We start from the raw sequence: 19985 nt of genomic DNA, 5'->3' as shown, positions 1-19985 counted from the left end.
TGAACTGCAAATATTGTAAAAAATGTAAAACTAACAGTTATTATTTACTTTTATTTTGCGATTGTTTCTTAAAAGTTTAACAAATTAATACCTTGACCCTAAATTAACTAAACATGAAACAGTATTTGATCACCGGGTATGACTTTACCGATGCAGGCGCTTTAGACCGCCGGATGGCCGTTCGCCCGCACCATTTAGACAAAGGCGCTGAAATGAGAAAAACGGGCAATTATATTTTTGGCGGGGCAATATTGAACGATGAGGGCAAAATGATCGGCTCGGTTATGGTAATGCAATTTGAAACCGAAGAAGAACTGGAAGCCTGGAAAATGGATGAGCCCTATATTACACAGGGCATTTGGGAGTCGGTAGATGTGAAGCCGTTTAAGGTGGCGCCGATGAGTTAGTATTAAGTCTATAGTCTTGAGTCCATAGTCGTCAGTCTTCTATTAAAAGAATAAACTACCCGGACTAAAGACTCAAGACTTCAGACTTTAGACTAACCCTTGCTTTTTTCGCCGGTTAACAGGTTGATAATAAATACTGAACCGTTAACTGTAAGTTTGGCCGTGCCATCGGTGTTAAAAACTAATGTACCTGCATAGCTGAAAGCACCTTTTTTAGGAACTGTACCAGTTAAAGTAAACGTAGCTGTGCCACCTGCAATAGTGGGTATTGGTTTGTTGAATTTTAAATTCTGAACTACTACGCTAAGATTCTCGTTGCCGTGATTGGTAGTGTCTTTTTTCGAGATAAACGAACCGCTTTGTATAAAAGTTGCGTTAAGAACGTAGTTAGGTGCTGTAGGTGTTAACCCGGCCACCTTAAATATTAAATTGCCGGTATTTGACGATGAAAAGTGAGGACCACTGTGACTGCCGCTAAAATTAACCTTACCTGTAATGTTATCGGGGAAATTACTTGCGTTACAGTTTAATGTATAAGAGTAGCCTAAACCATAGCTAAATGTTACCGGCGCGCCGGGATGGCTTGTTTTTGTAAGCGTATCTGTTTTAGTGGCTCCGCATGTCAGGTGATTATCTATAAACCATTTCGATTTAATTGTGACGTCGTCACTCAAGCTGGCCAGTCCGTTTGAATTAACTGACAAGGATGCGCCCACCATGTCCGCCGCGTCAGATTCGGAAACATTAGCAGTAGTATCGGTTTGAAGGCCGTTTTTGTTACATGCTATGGCGCCGGCCAATAGTAACATCATTAAGGGGATTGTGATTTTTTTCATAGCTTGTTTGTGTTTTGCCCTTTTACGTACAAAAAAAGGATTTGTTGTGCTTAAATGATTTTAATTTACTCATAATTAATTAGTTAATAAAACAACGCCAAAATTAAAAGAATAGTCTTTTGCGATTTTTATTTTCCTCAGACTAAATCATTATGGCATATCATCGCGGGTTTATGCTGTTTAATACGTTAACATCATCGTCTGTGAGGTCAATATTTACCGCTTCCATATTTTCTTCCAGGTGTTTTACGCTTGATGTGCCGGGAATCAGCAAAATATTATCCGAATGATTGTGCAACCAGCTTAAAGCTACCTGGTGAACCGATGCATTATGTTTATCGGCAATTTGTTTCAACTTATCCTGGCTGGTCACGTTGCCTGCATTGAGCGGGAACCATGGAATAAATGCGATTTGATGCGCCTTGCAATATTGCAGCACGTGCTCCCATTTGCGGTTATCAACGCTATACATATTTTGTACGGATACCACTTCAAAATACTCCTGCGCTTTTTTTATAACGTCTACATCAATCTCCGACAGGCCGATGTGTTTTATTAAACCTTCCTGCTGCGCCTGTTGTAAAAATTCAAAACTTTGCTCAGCCGGAACAATCGGGTCTATCCTATGCAATTGGTACAAGTCAATTTGATCAAGTTTTAGTCGCTTCAGGCTCCCCTCCAATGCTTTTCTTAAGTGGTCGGGTTTGGCGTTTATCGGCCATGCATCGGGTCCGGTGCGCAACAAACCGCCTTTAGTACCTATAACCAAATCAGCAGGGTACGGAAAAAGCGCTTCAACAATCAGTTCTTCCGAAACATGTGGACCGTAGCTATCGGCGGTATCAATAAAGTTAACGCCAAGTTCAACGGCACGCTGCAAAACCCTTATGGCTTCGGCTTCGTCTTTTGGTGGGCCCCATATACCTTTGCCGGTTATGCGCATAGCGCCATACCCCATTCGGTTAACGGTTAATTCGTTGCCTATGGTAAATGTTTTTTCGGATGTAATTGGTGAGTTAGTCATATTAGTTTGCGTTTTGGTTAAAAACATTAACGTCTATTTTCGCAATTTGTTCTTTAACGCTGGTTTAAAAGTGCAATTTACGATAGCCTATAAATCAAATAGTAGTATCTTGGCTCAAAATTTAAACCATCATGTTACAGCAAAATAACACCCACCACGCCCGCTACGTTAGCGGTTATCATTTCATATTAAGCAGCCTTCTGCTTTTTGGCACCATCACCGCACTGGTAAATGTTTACCTGCAATGGGCAGCCCACTACGATATGCTCAACTCCATACTAATAGCCGTGCTGTTTATATGCGGTCTGTTTGTTTTCTGGTATATGCGGCAATTCCCGCTAAGAGCACAAGATCGCAGCATCCGCGCCGAAGAGGGCCTGCGACATTATATTTTAACCCACAAACCCCTGGATAGCCGTATAACCATGGCACAGGTTATTGCACTCCGTTTTGCCCCCGACGATGAGTTCGTGGTGCTGGCCGACAGGGCCGCCAAAGAAAACCTTACCCCTAAAGAAATTAAACAGGAAATAAAAAACTGGCGGGCAGATAATCACAGGATGTAGTTTTAGTCCGAAAGTCCGGGAAAGTCAGTAAAGTCCGAAAGACGGAAAAAAGTAAGAAGAGAAGTTAAATAGAAAAACGCTAAGGGCTCTTACATTTAGTCCGAAAGACGGAAAGAAAATAAATAGTTAAAGCAAAAGGTTCTTACATTAACTGTAAGAACCTTTTGCTTTTTTCACCTTTTGCTGAATTATTGCTGTGTTGCTGGCCTTTGTTCTGGTTGTTTAACCGGTTCTGGTTTCTTTTCCTGTACCCGCGGCTGTGGTTTTGGCAAAATTACCGGCCTAGTTGCCGGTCTTTGAATTTGCGGGGCTGGCTGCGGGTTAGGGTTCACCTGCCCTGCATTAGGCCGTGGGCTTTGTACCTGCGGCGGGTTAACCTGTGGGTTTACCTGTCCGTTGCCCGGCCTTGGATATTGTCCCTGCTGCGGGTTTGGATTTGGGTTTACCTGTCCGTTGCCCGGCCTTGGGTATTGTCCCTGCTGCGGGTTTGAATTTGGGTTAACCTGTCCATTACCTGGCCTTGGGCTTTGCCCTTGCTGAGGGTTTGGATTTTGGTTAACCTGTCCGTTACCTGGCCTTGGATATTGTCCCTGCTGCGGGTTGGGATTTGGATTAACCTGTCCGTTGCCTGGCCTTGGATATTGTCCTTGCTGAGGGTTTGGATTTGGATTAACCTGTCCGTTGCCTGGCCTTGGGTATTGCCCTTGCTGCGGGTTGGGATTTGGATTAACCTGTCCGTTGCCTGGCCTTGAGTTTTGTCCTTGTTGAGGATTCTGATTTCCTTGCTGCGGGTTTGGATTTTGATTACCCTGCCCATTATTTTGCCTTGGATATCTTGTACCATCATCAGTTACCGGCCTGGTATTTGGCAGACCCTGTTGTGGGTTTGTATTTTGATTACCCTGGCCATTATTCTGCCTTGGATATCTTGTACCATCGTCAGTTACCGGCCTGGTATTTGGCTGTCCCTGCTGCGGGTTTGTGTTTTGGTTACCCTGGCCATTATTTTGTCTTGGATACTGGTTCCCCTGGCCGTTGTTCCCCCTTGAATTTTGACTGCCCGGGTTCCGGTTATCACCGTTATTATTGTAGGTTACTACACGCTGCGGTGCCGGCCGTTTACCATTTTGGTCCTGCGACGGGCGGTTTATAACGGGCCTGTAAACGTTCAGTTGGTTATTATCAAGTGTTTGACCGGGCCTGTTAATAACACCAATCCTAACCGGCCTTATAGTATTGTGTGTCCTGGTTTCAACATCGTTCACCTGCGGACCGCGATTGTAGCTAAACCCTCGGTGGCCATTTCTGTCGCGGTTATCACCATTGTTGGTATAAATATTATTAATAATTGTTGTATTATGTATAATAGTTACGTTGTTCCTAACCACATAGTGATTCATATCTCCGCGGCGGTTCATATAACCGGCATGCACGTAGCTCCAATCCTCGTCTCTTGGCCTCCAGTTGCCATTGTAGCCGGCATTTGGTGGCAATGGTGCCCAACCGTAATAGTCGCCGCTTTGGCCCCAGGTTACCCATGCAGGTGCCCATTCATTGCCCGGCCGCCACATCCATCCATAACCGCCATCGTAAAACCAGCGACCATAGTGAAATGGAGCCCAGCCCCAGCTATAATTTGATACCCAGGTCCAGCCTGCATCGCTGTAAACCCAGTTACCATTGGTATCATAGGGTCTAAAATCGGCATCTACATTTGGCTGCCATACGTAACCATAGTCCGGGTAGTCGATCCATTGGCCGTAGGGGCTCAATTCATCATAAAATACCTGGTCGGTGGTTGGCTGGTCGGCATATTGCGGCTGATTATCATATTGCGGCTGGTCGGTATAAACCGGCTGTGGATTGGTACTGGTGTATACAATAGGCGAACATGAACTTATCAGTGCGGCTATTGGGAATATATAAAATATCTTTTTCATGATAAGGAACTGTTTAATATGTATATAATAATTTCATATACTTATGACAGCCGCAAATTTATTAAGTTTAATGGATGATGATAATTATTATTTGGTTTGATTAGCTTCGTTGTAACGTTTGAAAGTTGAAATGTTGTAATGTTATTCAACGCTGCGCTCAATTTTCAAATTGACAAATCTTCAAATCGATTAATCGCCTTACCTCCACGCCCCGATAATAGCCCCCATAAGCGTTAGCGATACCATGCTATAACCGCCATTAACGAAAATGTACCGCCAGCTTTTTAATTCAAACAAACTGTGAATAGCAATTGCGCTGAATGTCCAGATACCAGCAAGGAAACCAGCTTCTGCACCCCAGGCAACAGTAGTTTTGCCTGCGCATGAGTCTAGCAGGAAAATGCCAAGGTTTACGGCCATCAACAGGGAAAAAAACGCAGTAAAACCGAATATCTTTCCTTTGTTTCCGGATTGTATCTTTTCTATGGTGAGGTTGCTGTCAACCATCCACGCATTGCCAAATAAGGCTTTTGAATACCAGATACCGCCAACCATAAAGGCTGATAAGGCCGCGACTATTACAGCAAGCCAGTTCAAATGTGAAATGTCCATTGTCTTAAGTTTTAATAAATGTAATAATATATTATTTGGAAGTCAAAAAATTTAAAACTGGCTTCTCGGGTAGTTTAACTTACCTTCCTGCCGGCGTTTTAAATTTTGTGCTTAAAGTAATAATATTGAAATGCACGCGATGTGCGAATAATGACTTTTGTTTTTAGGAAAGAACCAAGGGGGTAAGAGTCAAGAGCCAAGACCCAAGAATCAAGAATTTTAAATTAAAAGTAATGGGTAAACCCTTTATAGGATGTCAACGATAAATGTCGCCTTAGTGCTTTTTATCTTGGTTCTTGATTCTTGGCTCTTGCTTCTAAATTCCCGCTTCTTGAGTTCCGTTTCTAACTTCCTGTTTCCTGGCTTAAATCGCATTGTGGTAGCAGCAATAGCCTGTCGGTTACAGTTTCATCGTCCACCGTTTTTACGTATTTATTGCCCTGAGGACATACAGCAGGTATAAGGTAAGTCTTATTGCCTTCGGCATCGGTTATGTAGGCTTCGCCGTCGGCGTCTTTTATCCAATCGTAAATTTGAGTGCGGTCGGTTACACCGTTTACGTTTATCTTTTCGTTAATCCACTCAAAATAATCAATTGCCAGGTAGGGATTGTCGCTAACCCCCTCGTCTTTTTTGATACAAATTATTCGTACGGCCATATAGGTAGTGTTAAGTTAACCAGGTAAGCCAAAATTAAATTAAACACACCTGCGGCTATACCGTATTTACACCCAATTTGCCACGTAAAACTACGTAAAGTACTCAGCAGTAACGCATATAATTAATTAGTTAGAAAGAAATTGTCACAGCAGGCAACCTTTATGGCTTTTCATCCGTGATGATATAAAACAACGTATTATTTTTAATATTCATCTTATGAAAAAGAAAATCATCTATTTGTCGCTTATAGTTTTTGCCGGCGTATCGTTAACGTTTAGCTGCTCATCAAATAAAGCCAAGGTAAACCCTACCCCTTCGACCCCGGCGGCTACAGTAGCTATACAGGGCTTTGCCTTTGTTCCGGATACCGTACGAATTACAAAAGGCTCATCCGTTGAGTGGACAAACAAAGATTCGGCGCCACATACCGCAACAGAGTTATCAACCGTGTTTGATAGCGGCAGCCTTTCAACCAATCAAAAATTCAGCTTTACATTTAACAATACGGGCACGTACAGCTACCACTGCCTCATCCACTCGATGATGAAGACCGCTGTAGTTATTGTAACTAATTAAGGAGTGTTGGTCAACTTATAATATGGGGCGTTGCGGGGTAAACTGCAGGCCCCTTTTTTATTTAGTAATGCCGGGTTGAAACCCGGCGCTACAATATTGGCCGAGCCTACGGCTCTTTAAAAGTTTCAATCCTGGTGGGTACAAATTCCCGTGGCTTACAGGGGTCCAGGTGCCATTTTAATAAATACCAAAAAACTGAAACATGCTGATTATAAGTAAATTACAACAAATCACGCAAAAAGCATAAATCCTGTAACACTTGATTATCAACAAATTACATTTCTTAAAAACACAAAAACCTAATAATCAAGATGTTCCACAGCGTTCCACCGGTTCCGCATAAAAATGGAACGCTTTGCCGGCGTGACCCTGCGCCGTTGAGGTTGATTTTTTTGGTCAGCCCAGGGCCCATTGTATTAACATATTTTACAATTTCACCTTACCCATTAAATCATCCCGGAAATTTATCGAAACCGGTATCTTAGCTCCGCCCACCAACACTTGTCCCCGTTCTATTTTCTCTATTTTATCAATAGCCACGATGTAAGATTTATGTACTTTTTGAAAAGCCTCGCCCGGTAATTTGGCAATTAACTCTGTAAGTGTCATGCGTGTCAGTGTTCGTTTTTCGCCTTCATAAATACTCAGGTAGTTATCACCGGCTTCAATATAAGTTATTTTCGACGGGTCTATTTTCACCAGGTTGTAGCCATCCTTCACAAAAAGGCTTTGCGCCTCCGGCGGTTTTTTATCAGCAACAATCCTTTCATTTACCAGCGTGCAGGCCTGTAACAGCCTGCTTAAACTAACCGGTTTTAAAAGATAATCTGTAGCAGCCAGGTCAAAACCTTTCACTGCATATTCGGGATAGGCTGTAGTAAAAACAATGTGGACAGGTTTTGGCACCAGTGAAGCAAATTCAATCCCCGTTAAATCAGGCATCCTGATATCCAATAGTATGAGGTCGATTTTATGTTGCTGTAAAAAAGCCATGGCTTCGGTTGTGCTTAAAAACGTCGCCTTCAAATCCAAAAATGAAATTTTGGCTGCGTGCGTTTTCAACACATCCAGCGCAATTGGTTCGTCGTCTATAGCAATGGCGCTTATCATTTGTCTTTGTTCAGTTGTTCTATTTTTGCGACCAGGTCGGTAGGTTCTATGTTTCTTGCTATCACCTTTCCCTTTGGATCGATCAACACATTTTGTGGGATGGCCCTTATCCCGTATTGTACAGCCACCGCATTGTCGTGGCGTTTCAGGTCTGATAATTGCGTCCATGCCAGGCCATCATCTTTAATGGCCTTTATCCACGCGGCGCGGGTGTCATGCTCGTCGAGCGATATGCCTAATATAGTAAAGTTTTTACCTTTTAAAAGTTTAAAGGCCTCTACCAATTTCGGGTTTTCGGCGCGACATGGTGCGCACCACGATGCCCAGAAATCAACCAGTACATATTTACCACGGAATGACGAAAGTTTAACCGGCCGGCCATCTACATCGTTTTGAGCAAAATCCGGCGCTATAATACCTACGTTAACTTTACTATCCAACAGCATTGTGAACATTTGGCCGGTTCTATTATTTCGCAAACCCTGGTCTATCTTCTTAAATAATGGTTTTATTTCGGCAGTGTCGGGAAAAGGACCGGCATAATCAATAAGTGCAATAAGCGCTATGTAGCTTTTTGGATTTTGCAGCACAAATTGCTTTAACAACGGCCGGCGGACGGCTTTCAGGCTATCATAATAGGTTTCATAGGCATTTCCAGCCGCAGGTGTGCGCAGTTTTTGCATTTGGGCCGACAGGTGGTAGAGTTTATGCTCTGCTTTTATACCGAGTAGTGCATTTAATCTCGCATAATCCTGGTTTACCGGCGAATTGGTAAAAACTGCAGTCGAAACTGAATCTTTCAACGTTAATTTGATATTGCTTGGATGCAGGTAAAATTTCAGGGCGTCAATTTCATCAACAGGGGTTTTAAGTAGTTTTTTCAGGCCGATGCCGTTGTGATCCAGCACAAGGGTTGCCAATACAATATTTTGTATATCTCCCTTAACCTGGAATTTCCGGTTAACAACTGTGGCAGAGTCAATGTATTTTTGCCCTTCGTATTGGTAAACAAGGTACACTTTTGAAGACTTTGCCGATTGTCCCATAGTCCCGGTTAGTGTAAATGGCATTGGCGCCTGCGCCATTAATTTTCCACTGAATTGAGCGCACAGAGCAGCGATGATTAGTATTGCTTTTTTCATGTTGTTATTGGTTTAGTTAGATTACGATTGAAAGTTTAACCCTGAATATATTCCCGTCGTTTTCGATGGTAAGTTGATGCAGGCCGGGATACAACATTTGAAGACGCTGTTTCACGTTTGAGATGCCCAGGCCCGACCCTTTCTCTGCGTTGATGCCAGAAAAAACGCTGTTTTTAATCGTCATGATAAGTCGGTGCTTCTCAACGTAAATAGCAAGATCAATATTGCTGGGGTTATCCATGCTGATGCCATACTTCCAGGCGTTTTCAATCAGCGGGATGAGCAACATTGGGGCTATTTTATATTTGACTTTTGGGTACTCAATGCTGGTTTTTATGGTAATATTCTCTGTTTGAGGAACGCGCAGCTGCTGCAATGCAAGGTAATTTTCAATAAACTTCAACTCGGTATCCAGCTTTATAAAGTTCTCGCGCATGCCATCCATATTGTAGCGCATCATATCGCTCAGCAATTCAATGGCGTCGGCTGTTTTATTGGCATTTTCGTTTAGGGCGATCCCATAAATATTGTTGAGTGTATTAAAAAAGAAATGCGGGTTGATTTGCGCCTTCAGTAATTGTAGTTCGGCTTCTGATTTTTGCCGGTAGTATTGTATCCGTTGGTAGCGCTCATAAAAAAAGTTGTATAAAATAGCGTACCCGGCAACGTAAAGTTTAATAAAAATCGCCGACTCGATAAACTGTGCCCCGGTTGAATAAAATGCCAAATGCTTTGTAAACAACAGACTTATTGCGCCGCCAAGTATACCGAGACAGGCACTGCTAACTATAAACCAAACCAAACTTTTTTGCCGGAAGACAAATACATAATTTGCCTCGGCCAAAAAAGCTACTAGCACTACCCATAAAAATAAGGGCTGGCGGATATTGTGGTTTATAAAACTGTCGCTAAAGCTTATCAGCGAACCATCTTTGTTAACCGTATAAGCAAGGTCGAATTTTACCTTATAGATGTACTCAAGCCAGCTAAAAGCATTAACCGCGAGCCAAATAACAACCGCATGTACAACAAACCTCTTTGTGAAGGCAGAAGCTGTTGGTTTTTGATAGATCTCTTCCATTTTTTTAATTGCTTATCCAAATGAAAGATGATTTTTTTGCCCTGTAAAATAAATGAGCCGAAATGGGGGAAGTTTGGGGTGAAATGGTGGATAAGATTTACGAAGTTTTAAACTTGTTACGGGTGTACCCGACGTTGGCGATAAAAGTGAAGATTTGATTTTTACCGTGACAAATCATTTAATTTTCTTCAAAAACGGCTCGTTTTCTAACATCAGTCTGAAATTATCCGGGCTTACCACATCGTTATGCTCCTTTAAACTGTGTATAAAAAGCAGGCGATGAGCAACCAGTTGCTGTGTTACCAGCTTAGCTTCTTCCACCTGGAAATTGCGGATATCGGCATCGTCAAGTTTGCCCGCCATGGTTTTGCTTTCATCAAGTGTACCGCCATGGTCGGTGTATATGTCGATAAAACGGTGCTGGGTATCGGCAGTTATCCACTCCATAAACTTGTCCGTCTCGGCATAAAGGGCGTCAAAAAGCATTACCTCATCCACAGGCATTTGCCCGTTTTTTACAACGCGGGCAATAACCCGGTAAGCACCGCTATGACCTGCCAGCAGGATATGCCCTGCAGCACAATTGGCGGACACAAGTTTTTTTGCTGCCAGTCCCTGTAGCACATCGCTAACCAGTTTTTTAAACGTACCCGCATTTTCCAGCTTACCGCCGTAGCTATCGGGTGCATTGCGGGCTGTTTCGGCTAATATCAGCACAGCGTTCCGTTTTGAAGCGATAAATTGTTTGGTTAGCTCATATCTTATTGCGGCACTGTCAATATTGTTGCCCCACCCGTGAAACCAAAATACCAGGTCCACTTTTTTAGATGCACCAAGATTTTTTGGCGCGATAATTAATACCGAACTGTCATTATAATGAGCCGCCGCCGTATACAGCTTGCCATCGTAAGTATGCCCTTTTGCCCTGCCAGTATCAGGAAATGATGTATGCGATGAAAAAACGTGAAATTGCACAACACCCGGCATATCCTGCGCAACAACATTAAAGCACGCAAACAACATCAACACAATTAGTTTGGCATATAACCCGGATGGTTCTATTCTAAACATTCCTTTCTTGATTCTTGGTTCCTGCCTCTCGCTGTTATCCTATAAAAAACTGCTGACTTACAATTTTACCATTTTCAACCTTATAAACGCAAATCTCTTCAATCATTTTTGTTCCCTGGCCCTTAATCGTAAAATGCATGGAAAGAACTATACTAAAATAGTTTCCGGCAAAAATTGCGTCAGACAATTTGATATCATGGATTTCAACATTTGCCAAAAATTGCTCCTCGCGCTCAATCAGATTATGAAGGCCGGTGAATGGTTCACTTTTATAATTGGGGTCGATGCTTACTGCGTTATCGGCATATAACTCGGTATAAGCCTCAACAAATTTAAGCTCGGTGCATAGTGATGCTAAACGATTGGCTATTTCAGGTATAGTGTTCATTCTTTTTAAAATTTTGTGTTAAAACTAATGAACGACAATAGTATGCGATTGTTTACAACATCAACCATTTAAAAGTGAAGAATGATACGGATATGATATAACCCAAAAGCACCTAGCTGATCTTATACAAAACATGGCGTTTTAAAGGATGCCCATCGGCAATAGACGGATGTTCAAAATATCCCGCCTTAAGCATTCCAATTTTTCTCATTACGTTTTCCGACCGTATGTTATGTTCCGCTGTAAACGAAAATATTTCATCAATTTTTAACGTTTCAAAACCAAATAGCAGGCAGGCCTTTGCAGCTTCGGTTGCAAATCCATAACCCCAATTTACTTTGCTCAACCGCCAGCCTATTTCCACGCAGGGCGTAAAGTAGCTTTCGAACCGTGGATGCGAAAGGCCGGCAAAGCCAATAAATTCCCTGTTATCCTTTCGTTCAACGGCAAAAAAGCCGAAGCCATGTTGTTTAATATGATTAGTGGCCCTGTCAAATTGTGCCATTGTTTCATCAACAGTTGAAACCGACGGAAAAAACTCCATAACATCTTCGTCATTATTTAATTCCGAGAAAGGTCTAATGTCTGCTTGCTGCCATTGCCTTAATATCAGCCGGGGTGTTTCAACAAAAATTTCAGCGTTCATTTATCTTACTCCCATTATATTTTTAAACTCTGCCGTATTCCTGATGTTGTCAAAATCACCGTCGGTAAGCGCATACTTTTTATTGTAACCGCCATCAATACATTTTTTAAGGAAATTATTTGCTTCCCCAGGCTTATTCATAATAGCATACAAACAGGCCATATTATAATAATCACCCATCAACACAAAAGTATCGTTAGTTTTCAGGAAGCTACTTTGCATTACTTCAACTGCCTTATCAGCGTTGCCTGTGTAGTATAACGAAAATGCATAATCGGCCGACTGTTTTGAGGTATCTCTTGCCAGTATTTCTTTAAAATCATTTACTGCAAGGTCTTTGTTATTCATCTTTAAATAGGCCCGCCCGCGTTCAAAATAAGGCGACCAGTCCACCGTATTTAAGGCAATTGCTTTTGTGCAATAATCAATTGCTGTTTGGTAATTGTTTAAGAAATATTCGTTGTGAGCCATTGAACTATAAATAGAGGTCATAGCCAGCGGATTATTCATATAATAGGGTATCGTCTTTTTAAATTCCGCATTACTACGGGTATATTCACCATTTTGGGCGCGGGCATTCGCCTTATTATAATAGGCAACCCTATAAGCGGTATCGAGAGAAATAGCCACCGAATCATCGGCAATTGCCTGCTGATATTGCTGCAGACCTACCTCCATCAAGGCCCTGTCGTCATAAAGCCTGGCCAGTTGCATCCGATCATTTTTAAAGTAGCTTATTGCTTTGCTGTAGTCCTCGTAAGCCAGTTGATAGTCGCCATTTTGCCTGTACGACGCGGCACGGTTCCAATAAGCTAAACCGTTATCAGGGTTAAGTTTTAGCGCAAGGGAATAATCATTTATCGATTCTTTGTATTGTTTCAGCGCCCTTTTCATATCCGCCCGCTGCATAAGCAATACCGAAAGCGCCCGTGCATTATCCTGAAAACCATACATGGCAGGTAACAGATCATTAATGGCAAGCTGGAATTTCCCCAACCTGCCATATGCTTCGGCGCGACTTGCATAGGCACGTGCAAACTTAGGGTTTAATACAATAGCCATCGAATCGGCGCTGACAGCTTTGTCATATTCCCTCGTGTTGATATACGAACGCGCAATCAGATTGTACAATTGGGCTTTATCTTCTGTTGTCGTAATGTATTGTATGGCTTTTCTATAATCTGCAATAGCTGGTTCATCTTTGTAAATTTTGTTGTAGATGTTGCCCCTGGTAGCATATGCTTCACCTGATTTTGGGTTTATTAATATCGCTGCTGTGCAATCATCAATGGCCTTGTCAAACTTTTTCAAAATTACATATGCCCCGCTCCGCTCAAGGTGCATACGCACCTTTGCTTCCGGTTTTAAGCCTTTATAAGTAAACGTTTTGGTGTAATAGTCGATACTGCTCTGTGCAAGCTTCATCATAGACCGGGCCCTGCCTGCCGAATCTGTTTTAGAACTAAACTTTGCAACCACTTGCCCATAAATCATGCCGCTAAAGCCAATAAGGAAAAGCAAAGCGGTGATAAAAAAAATTCTTTTCATTGATAAGGTACCTTACAAAATTATTAATCTTCTAAAACTAAAAAATAATCCGTCAAAAACAATTTATCGAACAAAACCGGCGTTTCGACCCAAAAAATCTTATCATATATGAATTTAGTAGATATTACCAAATAAACGGGAGGTATTACAACTAAAGTTCCATTTATAAAATTCATATAATTACCTACCAAAATTTAACAAATTATCAATTTTAAGCTTTTTAAATATTATGTTATTTAGATAAATTAAAAAATTTTGATAAATTTTTAATTAAAAGCCATTTTCAGTAATTTCGTAGTTGCACCATTTTATAAACATTACTATTTACAATGGATCAAGCTGAAAGCCACCAGGGCCTTTACCGGCCGGAATTTGAACACGACTCGTGCGGTACGGGATTTATAACCAATATTAACGGCCATAAAAGTCACCAGATCATTAGCGATGCCCTTACCATGCTCGAAAACATGGAGCACCGCGGAGCATGCGGCTGCGACCCCGACAGCGGCGACGGCGCAGGTATACTGATACAATTGCCTCATGAATTTTTCATGGAGGAATGCTCCGATCTGGAGATAAGCCTGCCTGAGCCGGGCGAATACGGCGTTGGGATGATATTTTTTCCAAAAGAATCGGCATTAAAAAAAGCATGTAAAAATGTTATTGATAATGCAGTTGAAAAACTTGGCCTGCACACTTTGGGCTACCGCAAAATATCGGTTAACTCGTCGGTTATTGGCGAAACTGCCCGTAAGGCCGAGCCAAATATGGAGCAGATTTTTATCCAGCGTCCGCATAATATCACCAATCCCGAAGATTTTGAGCGCAAGCTTTATATATTAAGGCGGTATGTTAACAAAACAATAACAGAATCTATTTCTGCCGCTACCGAGCATTTTTACTTCACCTCGTTATCGTGCAAAACCATTATATACAAAGGGCAGGTAACCACCTATCAGCTGCGTAAATATTTCAGCGACCTGGCCGACCCGCGCATTGCTTCTGGTTTTGCCATGATACACTCTCGTTTTTCAACCAATACCTTCCCGTCATGGAAGCTGGCCCAGCCATTCCGGTTGATTGCTCATAATGGCGAAATAAACACTTTAACCGGTAACTTAAACTGGTTTTATTCAGGCTTAAAATCGTACGCATCAGCTTATTTCACCAACGAGGAAATGGAGATGCTGCTGCCGGTGATTGATAACAATCAATCGGATTCGGCCTGCCTTGACAATATTATTGAGATATTGTTACATACCGGCCGCTCATTGCCGCATGTAATGATGATGCTTATACCCGAGGCATGGGATGGCAACGAGCAAATGGACCCGGTTAAAAAGGCATTCTACGAGTTCCACGCAACTTTGATGGAACCATGGGACGGCCCGGCAGCAATCACCTTTACCGACGGTAAATTGGTAGGCGCATTACTCGACCGCAATGGATTACGCCCTTTACGTTTTGTGATTACCAACGATGGCCGCGTTATTGCCGCGTCTGAAGCCGGCGTATTAAACCTTGACGAGAGCAAGGTATTGCGCAAAGGCCGGTTGCAACCGGGTAAGATGCTGTTGATAGATACCGAAAAAGGTATGATTATCACCGATGACGAAATAAAACACCAGATAGCATCGCGCCAGCCTTATGGTCGGTGGCTTGAAAACTATAAAATACAGTTAGGCGAGCTGGCCGAGCCCCGCCTGGCTTTTGCCAGCCTTTCTGAAGCATCTGTCTTTCGTTATCAGCAGGTATTCGGCTACAGCCGCGAAGATATCGACACCATTATTAAGCCGATGGCCCTTGATGGCAAGGAACCAATTGGCTCCATGGGTACTGATGTTCCGCTTGCGATATTGTCTGACAAACCGCAGCATTTATCAAGCTATTTTAAGCAGTTTTTCGCACAGGTAACCAATCCACCCATCGACCCGATTCGTGAGCGTTTGGTAATGAGTCTTTCTACTTTTATCGGTAACAATGGTAATTTACTGGATGAGGACAAGATGCATTGCCATTGCGTGGTACTACAGCACCCTATTCTTAAAAACCATCAGCTTGAAAAATTAAGAAGTATCGATACCGGCATGTTCCATGCAAAAACCCTGCAGACCTATTATAATGCCGATGGCATGCCGGGTTCGCTCGAAAAAGGGATAGCAAGGCTTTGCCGCTACGCCGAGGATTCGGTGGATGACGGATTTGAAGTATTGATATTATCCGACCGGGCTATCGACTCGGAACATGCTCCTATACCATCATTATTGGCTGTATCAGCCGTTCATCACCATTTAATAAGAAAAGGCCGTCGCGGCGCAGTAGGGCTGGTAGTTGAAACCGGCGATACCTGGGAAGTACACCACTTTGCCTGCCTGTTGGCATTCGGAGCAACTGCCATAAATCCATACCTGGCGCTGTCAACAATCGAAACGCTGAAAAATAATGGCAGCCTTGAAACCAACCTCGACCTGAAATCATTGTATAAAAACTATGTAAAATCGGTTAATGACGGGTTGTTGAAAATATTCTCAAAAATGGGGATATCTACCCTGCAATCGTACCATGGCTCGCAGGTTTTTGAAATATTGGGTATCAACAAAACGGTTGTGGATAAATATTTTACCGGTGCCGTAACCCGCATTGGTGGCCTGGGGCTTGACGAAATTGCCCGCGAATCGCTTTGTAAGCACAAAGTAGGCTTCGGCGGCTCAAAAACCGGCCCGCATTTATTGCCCGAAGGCGGCATTTACCAATGGAAACGCCGCGGCGAACAGCATTTGTTTAACCCGACAACAGTTCACCTGCTGCAGCACGCAACCCGAAGTAACGATTACAACGTTTACAAAAACTATGCGAAAGAAATAAACGAGCAAAGCGAAAAGCACTTCACCATACGTGGCCTGCTCGACTTTGCTCATCACCGTGAAGCGATAAGCCTTGACGAAGTTGAACCGGCTGAAAACATCATGAAACGCTTTGCTACAGGCGCCATGTCATTCGGCTCTATTTCGCACGAGGCGCACAGCACAATGGCTATTGCCATGAATCGCATCGGTGGCAAAAGCAATACCGGCGAAGGCGGCGAGGACGAACTGCGTTACGAGCTGATGCCAAATGGCGACTCCATGCGTTCGGCTATCAAACAAGTAGCATCGGCACGTTTTGGGGTTACCTCCAACTATTTAACCAATGCTGATGAGTTGCAGATAAAGATGGCGCAGGGAGCAAAACCCGGCGAAGGCGGACAGCTGCCCGGCCACAAGGTTGACGACTGGATTGCGAAAACCCGTCACTCAACCCCGGGCGTTGGCTTGATATCGCCACCTCCGCACCACGACATTTACTCTATCGAGGATTTGGCCCAGTTGATATTCGACCTTAAAAATGCGAACCGTGCTGCGCGTATTAATGTTAAATTGGTATCAAAAGCCGGTGTAGGTACAATTGCTGCCGGTGTTGCTAAGGCTCATGCTGATGTTATCCTGATTGCCGGCTACGATGGAGGCACAGGTGCATCGCCAATAAGCTCGATAAAACACGCCGGCTTGCCATGGGAACTTGGCCTTACCGAAGCACACCAAACGCTGGTACGTAACAAACTGCGCAGCCGCGTAGTTCTGCAGACAGATGGCCAGCTAAAAACCGGTCGCGATTTGGCAATTGCTTGTTTAATGGGCGCCGAAGAATGGGGTGTTGCTACCGCGGCCCTTGTTGCAGGTGGGTGTATCATGATGCGCAAATGCCATTTGAATACTTGCCCTGTGGGCGTTGCTACACAAGACCTGGAACTTAGAAAACTGTTCAGTGGGAAGCCGGAGCATGTTGTAAACCTATTCCGCTTTTTGGCAGAAGAGATGCGCGAAATAATGGCTGAACTTGGTTTCCGTACCGTTAACGAAATGGTTGGCCGGGTACAGTTCCTGAAAGTAAAAGACGGGCTTAAAAACTGGAAAGCGCAGAAAATCGACTTGTCAGGTATATTACATCCCGTAAATAATCCAAAGGATGTTACCCTTTACAACAGCGAAAAACAGGACCACGGTATGGATGCTATCCTTGACTGGCAACTGTTAGAAGCGGCTAAACCTGCTTTAGAAGATAAAACACCTGTGTTTGCCACTTTTGACGTAAAGAACGTTGACCGTACCATAGGCACATTGTTGTCAAACGAAATATCGAAGATATATGGTTCTGCTGGTTTGCCTGATAATACCATCAACTTTAAATTTAAAGGATCTGCCGGGCAAAGCTTTGGAGCATTTACCACCAAAGGTGTTTCGTTCGAACTGGAAGGCGAAGCCAACGATTACGTAGGCAAAGGTCTTTCAGGCGCACAGCTAGCCATCTATCCATCAGAAAAAGCAACCTTCACCCCCGAAGAAAATATTATCATTGGCAACGTAGCCCTTTATGGCGCTACTGCCGGAGAGGTATTTATCCGCGGTATGGCCGGCGAACGTTTCGCCGTACGTAACTCGGGTGCAACAACTGTTGTGGAAGGCATTGGCGACCACGGTTGCGAATACATGACCGGTGGCCGTGCCCTTATACTTGGCGAAACAGGCAGAAACTTTGCTGCCGGCATGAGCGGTGGCATTGCCTGGGTCTATAATCCAAACAACACGTTTGCCGACAATTGCAATGTAGAAATGGTTGACCTTGATCCGCTGTCGCCGAAAGACGAGGAGCAGATTAAAGCCCTATTGCATAAGCATATTCACTTAACTGGAAGCAAGGTAGCACAAACCCTGCTCGACAAATGGGCCATTGCTTCAGGTCAATTTGTTAAGGTGTATCCAAAAGAGTATAAAAAAGTTATCGAGAAATTACAATATCAAACTATCAGCTAATGGGAAAACCAACAGGATTTCAGGAGTTTAACAGGGAACTGCCCACAAAAACACCTGTTGCCGAGCGCGTTAAGAATTATAAAGAATTTGTTCATTTATATACCGACGAAAAGCTAAATCAGCAATCGGCACGCTGCATGAACTGCGGTATTCCGTTTTGCCATTCGGGTTGCCCGCTGGGTAATATTATCCCGGAGTTTAACGATGCGGTTTACCGTAAAAACTGGGAGGAAGCTTATAATATCCTTTCATCGACAAATAATTTCCCGGAGTTTACCGGCAGGATATGCCCCGCGCCTTGCGAATCGGCTTGCGTATTAGGCATAAACAAACCCGCTGTGGCTATAGAGGAAATTGAAAAACATATTATTGAAATAGCTTATTCAAAAAACCTGGTTAGGCCAGCAGCGCCGCTACTAAAAACAGGTAAAAAGGTAGCTGTAGTAGGTTCGGGCCCCGCAGGTTTGGCTGCTGCTGCCCAACTGGCAAAAGCTGGTCATGCCGTAACCATTTATGAGCGCGATGACCGCATTGGCGGCTTATTACGCTACGGCATCCCCGACTTTAAGCTTGAAAAAACAATCATTGACCGCCGCCTGGAAATTATGGAAAAGGACGGCATCGAGTTTAAAACCAATACCGAAGTTGGTAAAGATATACCGGCCGAAGAATTAGTACGCAGTAATGATGCAGTGATACTGGCTGGCGGTTCAACCATCCCGCGTAACCTTAATATCCCCGGCAGGGAGCTGAAAGGCATTCACTTCGCCATGGATTTTTTAAAGCAGCAAAACAAACGCGTTAGCAATATTGAAGTTACGGCCGAACAAATTATAGCAACAGATAAGGATGTTATAGTAATTGGTGGTGGCGATACCGGTTCCGACTGTGTAGGCACATCCAACCGCCAGCAGGCACGCTCAATCAGGCAGTTTGAGGTGATGATGCAGCCGCCTGAACAACGTACCCAACATATGCCATGGCCAACCTACCCCATGCTGTTAAAAACAACCAGCAGCCACGAAGAAGGCGCCGACAGGCATTGGGGAATTGAAACAATTGAGTTTTTAGGAGATGCCGAAGGCAATTTAAGAGCATTAAAGGTAATTGACGTTTCGTGGGAAAATGACATTGCAGGCAGGCCGGTTGCAAAAACAATTAAAGAAGGTTCCGAGCGTGAGATACCTTGCCAGCGGGTTTTCCTGGCCATGGGCTTTTTAAACCCGCAATATGATGGCATGATTGAAAGCCTTGGTGTTGAACTGGATGGCCGCAACAATGTAAAAGCCACCGAAAAAGCATTCCGTACCAATGTAAGCAAAGTATTCACCGCCGGTGATATGCGCCGCGGCCAGTCGCTGGTTGTATGGGCCATATCAGAAGGTCGTGAAGCTGCACGCAGGGTTGACGAGTTTTTAATGGGCGAATCGGTACTGGAAAGCAAGGATTCAGTGAACCAGTTCGCGGAGGTGTTTTAAATGAGTGATTAGAGGCTGGAGATTAGAGATTAGTTTCTGTCCTCCTGCAT

The 19985-nt window shown here is 43.5% G+C and carries 17 protein-coding genes; 5 read left to right on the top strand and 12 right to left on the bottom strand.

Annotated features, from left to right (window positions below):
- The first annotated feature begins 113 nt into the window (after positions 1-113).
- Positions 114-407 (top strand): YciI family protein, encoded by a 294-nt coding sequence (locus NAF19_RS14800; protein ID WP_252790840.1) that lies wholly within the window; start codon positions 114-116, stop codon positions 405-407.
- A 92-nt stretch (positions 408-499) separates the two neighbouring features.
- On the opposite strand, the gene NAF19_RS14795 is transcribed toward NAF19_RS14800, so the two are convergent.
- Both NAF19_RS14795 and NAF19_RS14790 read right to left on the bottom strand, forming a co-directional pair.
- Positions 500-1243, bottom strand: a complete 744-nt coding sequence (locus tag NAF19_RS14795) for a hypothetical protein (protein WP_252790839.1) — start codon at positions 1241-1243, stop codon at positions 500-502.
- Between the two features lie 160 nt (positions 1244-1403).
- Entirely contained in the window at positions 1404-2267 is an 864-nt protein-coding gene (locus tag NAF19_RS14790; protein ID WP_252790838.1) for an aldo/keto reductase, read from the bottom strand.
- Positions 2268-2398: 131 nt separating this feature from the next.
- Here NAF19_RS14790 and NAF19_RS14785 point away from each other — a divergent pair, with 131 nt between their 5' ends.
- Positions 2399-2833, top strand: a complete 435-nt coding sequence (locus tag NAF19_RS14785; protein WP_252790837.1) for a DUF6526 family protein — start codon at positions 2399-2401, stop codon at positions 2831-2833.
- A gap of 188 nt (positions 2834-3021) precedes the next feature.
- Here NAF19_RS14785 and NAF19_RS14780 read toward each other — a convergent pair whose 3' ends face one another.
- From NAF19_RS14780 to NAF19_RS14770, 3 genes are all read right to left on the bottom strand, one after another.
- Positions 3022-4773, bottom strand: coding sequence for a DUF6600 domain-containing protein (locus NAF19_RS14780; protein ID WP_252790836.1), 1752 nt, complete (start codon positions 4771-4773; stop codon positions 3022-3024).
- A gap of 198 nt (positions 4774-4971) precedes the next feature.
- Complete coding sequence (locus NAF19_RS14775; RefSeq protein WP_252790835.1) at positions 4972-5385, bottom strand: DUF1761 domain-containing protein; 414 nt, start codon at positions 5383-5385, stop codon at positions 4972-4974.
- Positions 5386-5729: 344 nt separating this feature from the next.
- Entirely contained in the window at positions 5730-6044 is a 315-nt protein-coding gene (locus tag NAF19_RS14770; RefSeq protein ID WP_252790834.1) for a DUF3892 domain-containing protein, read from the bottom strand.
- A 217-nt stretch (positions 6045-6261) separates the two neighbouring features.
- On the opposite strand from NAF19_RS14770, the gene NAF19_RS14765 reads away from it, so the two are divergent.
- On the top strand, positions 6262-6621 hold the full coding sequence (locus NAF19_RS14765) for a plastocyanin/azurin family copper-binding protein (protein ID WP_252790833.1): 360 nt from the start codon (positions 6262-6264) through the stop codon (positions 6619-6621).
- A 426-nt stretch (positions 6622-7047) separates the two neighbouring features.
- Here the strand turns inward: NAF19_RS14765 and NAF19_RS14760 are convergent, their stop codons facing one another.
- The 7 genes from NAF19_RS14760 to NAF19_RS14730 all read right to left on the bottom strand — a co-directional run bounded on the left by NAF19_RS14760 (position 7048) and on the right by NAF19_RS14730 (position 13607).
- On the bottom strand, positions 7048-7731 hold the full coding sequence (locus tag NAF19_RS14760; RefSeq protein ID WP_252790832.1) for a LytR/AlgR family response regulator transcription factor: 684 nt from the start codon (positions 7729-7731) through the stop codon (positions 7048-7050).
- Positions 7728-8873, bottom strand: a complete 1146-nt coding sequence (locus tag NAF19_RS14755) for a TlpA disulfide reductase family protein (RefSeq protein ID WP_252790831.1) — start codon at positions 8871-8873, stop codon at positions 7728-7730. The genes NAF19_RS14760 and NAF19_RS14755 overlap by 4 nt, the downstream gene beginning before the upstream one ends.
- Before the next feature lie 16 nt (positions 8874-8889).
- A complete protein-coding gene (locus NAF19_RS14750; RefSeq protein WP_252790830.1) occupies positions 8890-9954 on the bottom strand; it encodes a sensor histidine kinase in 1065 nt (354 codons plus the stop codon).
- Positions 9955-10128: 174 nt separating this feature from the next.
- Positions 10129-11025, bottom strand: a complete 897-nt coding sequence (locus tag NAF19_RS14745; RefSeq protein ID WP_252790829.1) for a hypothetical protein — start codon at positions 11023-11025, stop codon at positions 10129-10131.
- A gap of 34 nt (positions 11026-11059) precedes the next feature.
- Positions 11060-11413, bottom strand: a complete 354-nt coding sequence (locus tag NAF19_RS14740; protein WP_252790828.1) for a nuclear transport factor 2 family protein — start codon at positions 11411-11413, stop codon at positions 11060-11062.
- 112 nt (positions 11414-11525) lie between these two features.
- A complete protein-coding gene (locus tag NAF19_RS14735; RefSeq protein ID WP_252790827.1) occupies positions 11526-12059 on the bottom strand; it encodes a GNAT family N-acetyltransferase in 534 nt (177 codons plus the stop codon).
- Complete coding sequence (locus tag NAF19_RS14730; RefSeq protein WP_252790826.1) at positions 12060-13607, bottom strand: tetratricopeptide repeat protein; 1548 nt, start codon at positions 13605-13607, stop codon at positions 12060-12062.
- A 329-nt stretch (positions 13608-13936) separates the two neighbouring features.
- Here NAF19_RS14730 and gltB point away from each other — a divergent pair, with 329 nt between their 5' ends.
- The gene (gene gltB, locus NAF19_RS14725) at positions 13937-18457 is read left to right on the top strand and encodes a glutamate synthase large subunit (RefSeq protein WP_252790825.1); all 4521 of its coding nucleotides are present in this window, start codon (positions 13937-13939) and stop codon (positions 18455-18457) included.
- Positions 18457-19935, top strand: coding sequence for a glutamate synthase subunit beta (locus NAF19_RS14720; RefSeq protein ID WP_252790824.1), 1479 nt, complete (start codon positions 18457-18459; stop codon positions 19933-19935). The genes gltB and NAF19_RS14720 overlap by 1 nt, the downstream gene beginning before the upstream one ends.
- Positions 19936-19985 lie beyond the last annotated feature (50 nt).

This window comes from Mucilaginibacter flavidus (genome assembly GCF_024055575.1).
Classification (GTDB): domain Bacteria; phylum Bacteroidota; class Bacteroidia; order Sphingobacteriales; family Sphingobacteriaceae; genus Mucilaginibacter; species Mucilaginibacter flavidus.
Note: the sequence above shows the minus strand (reverse complement) of the source record. Positions and strands in the feature narration are given on the sequence as shown.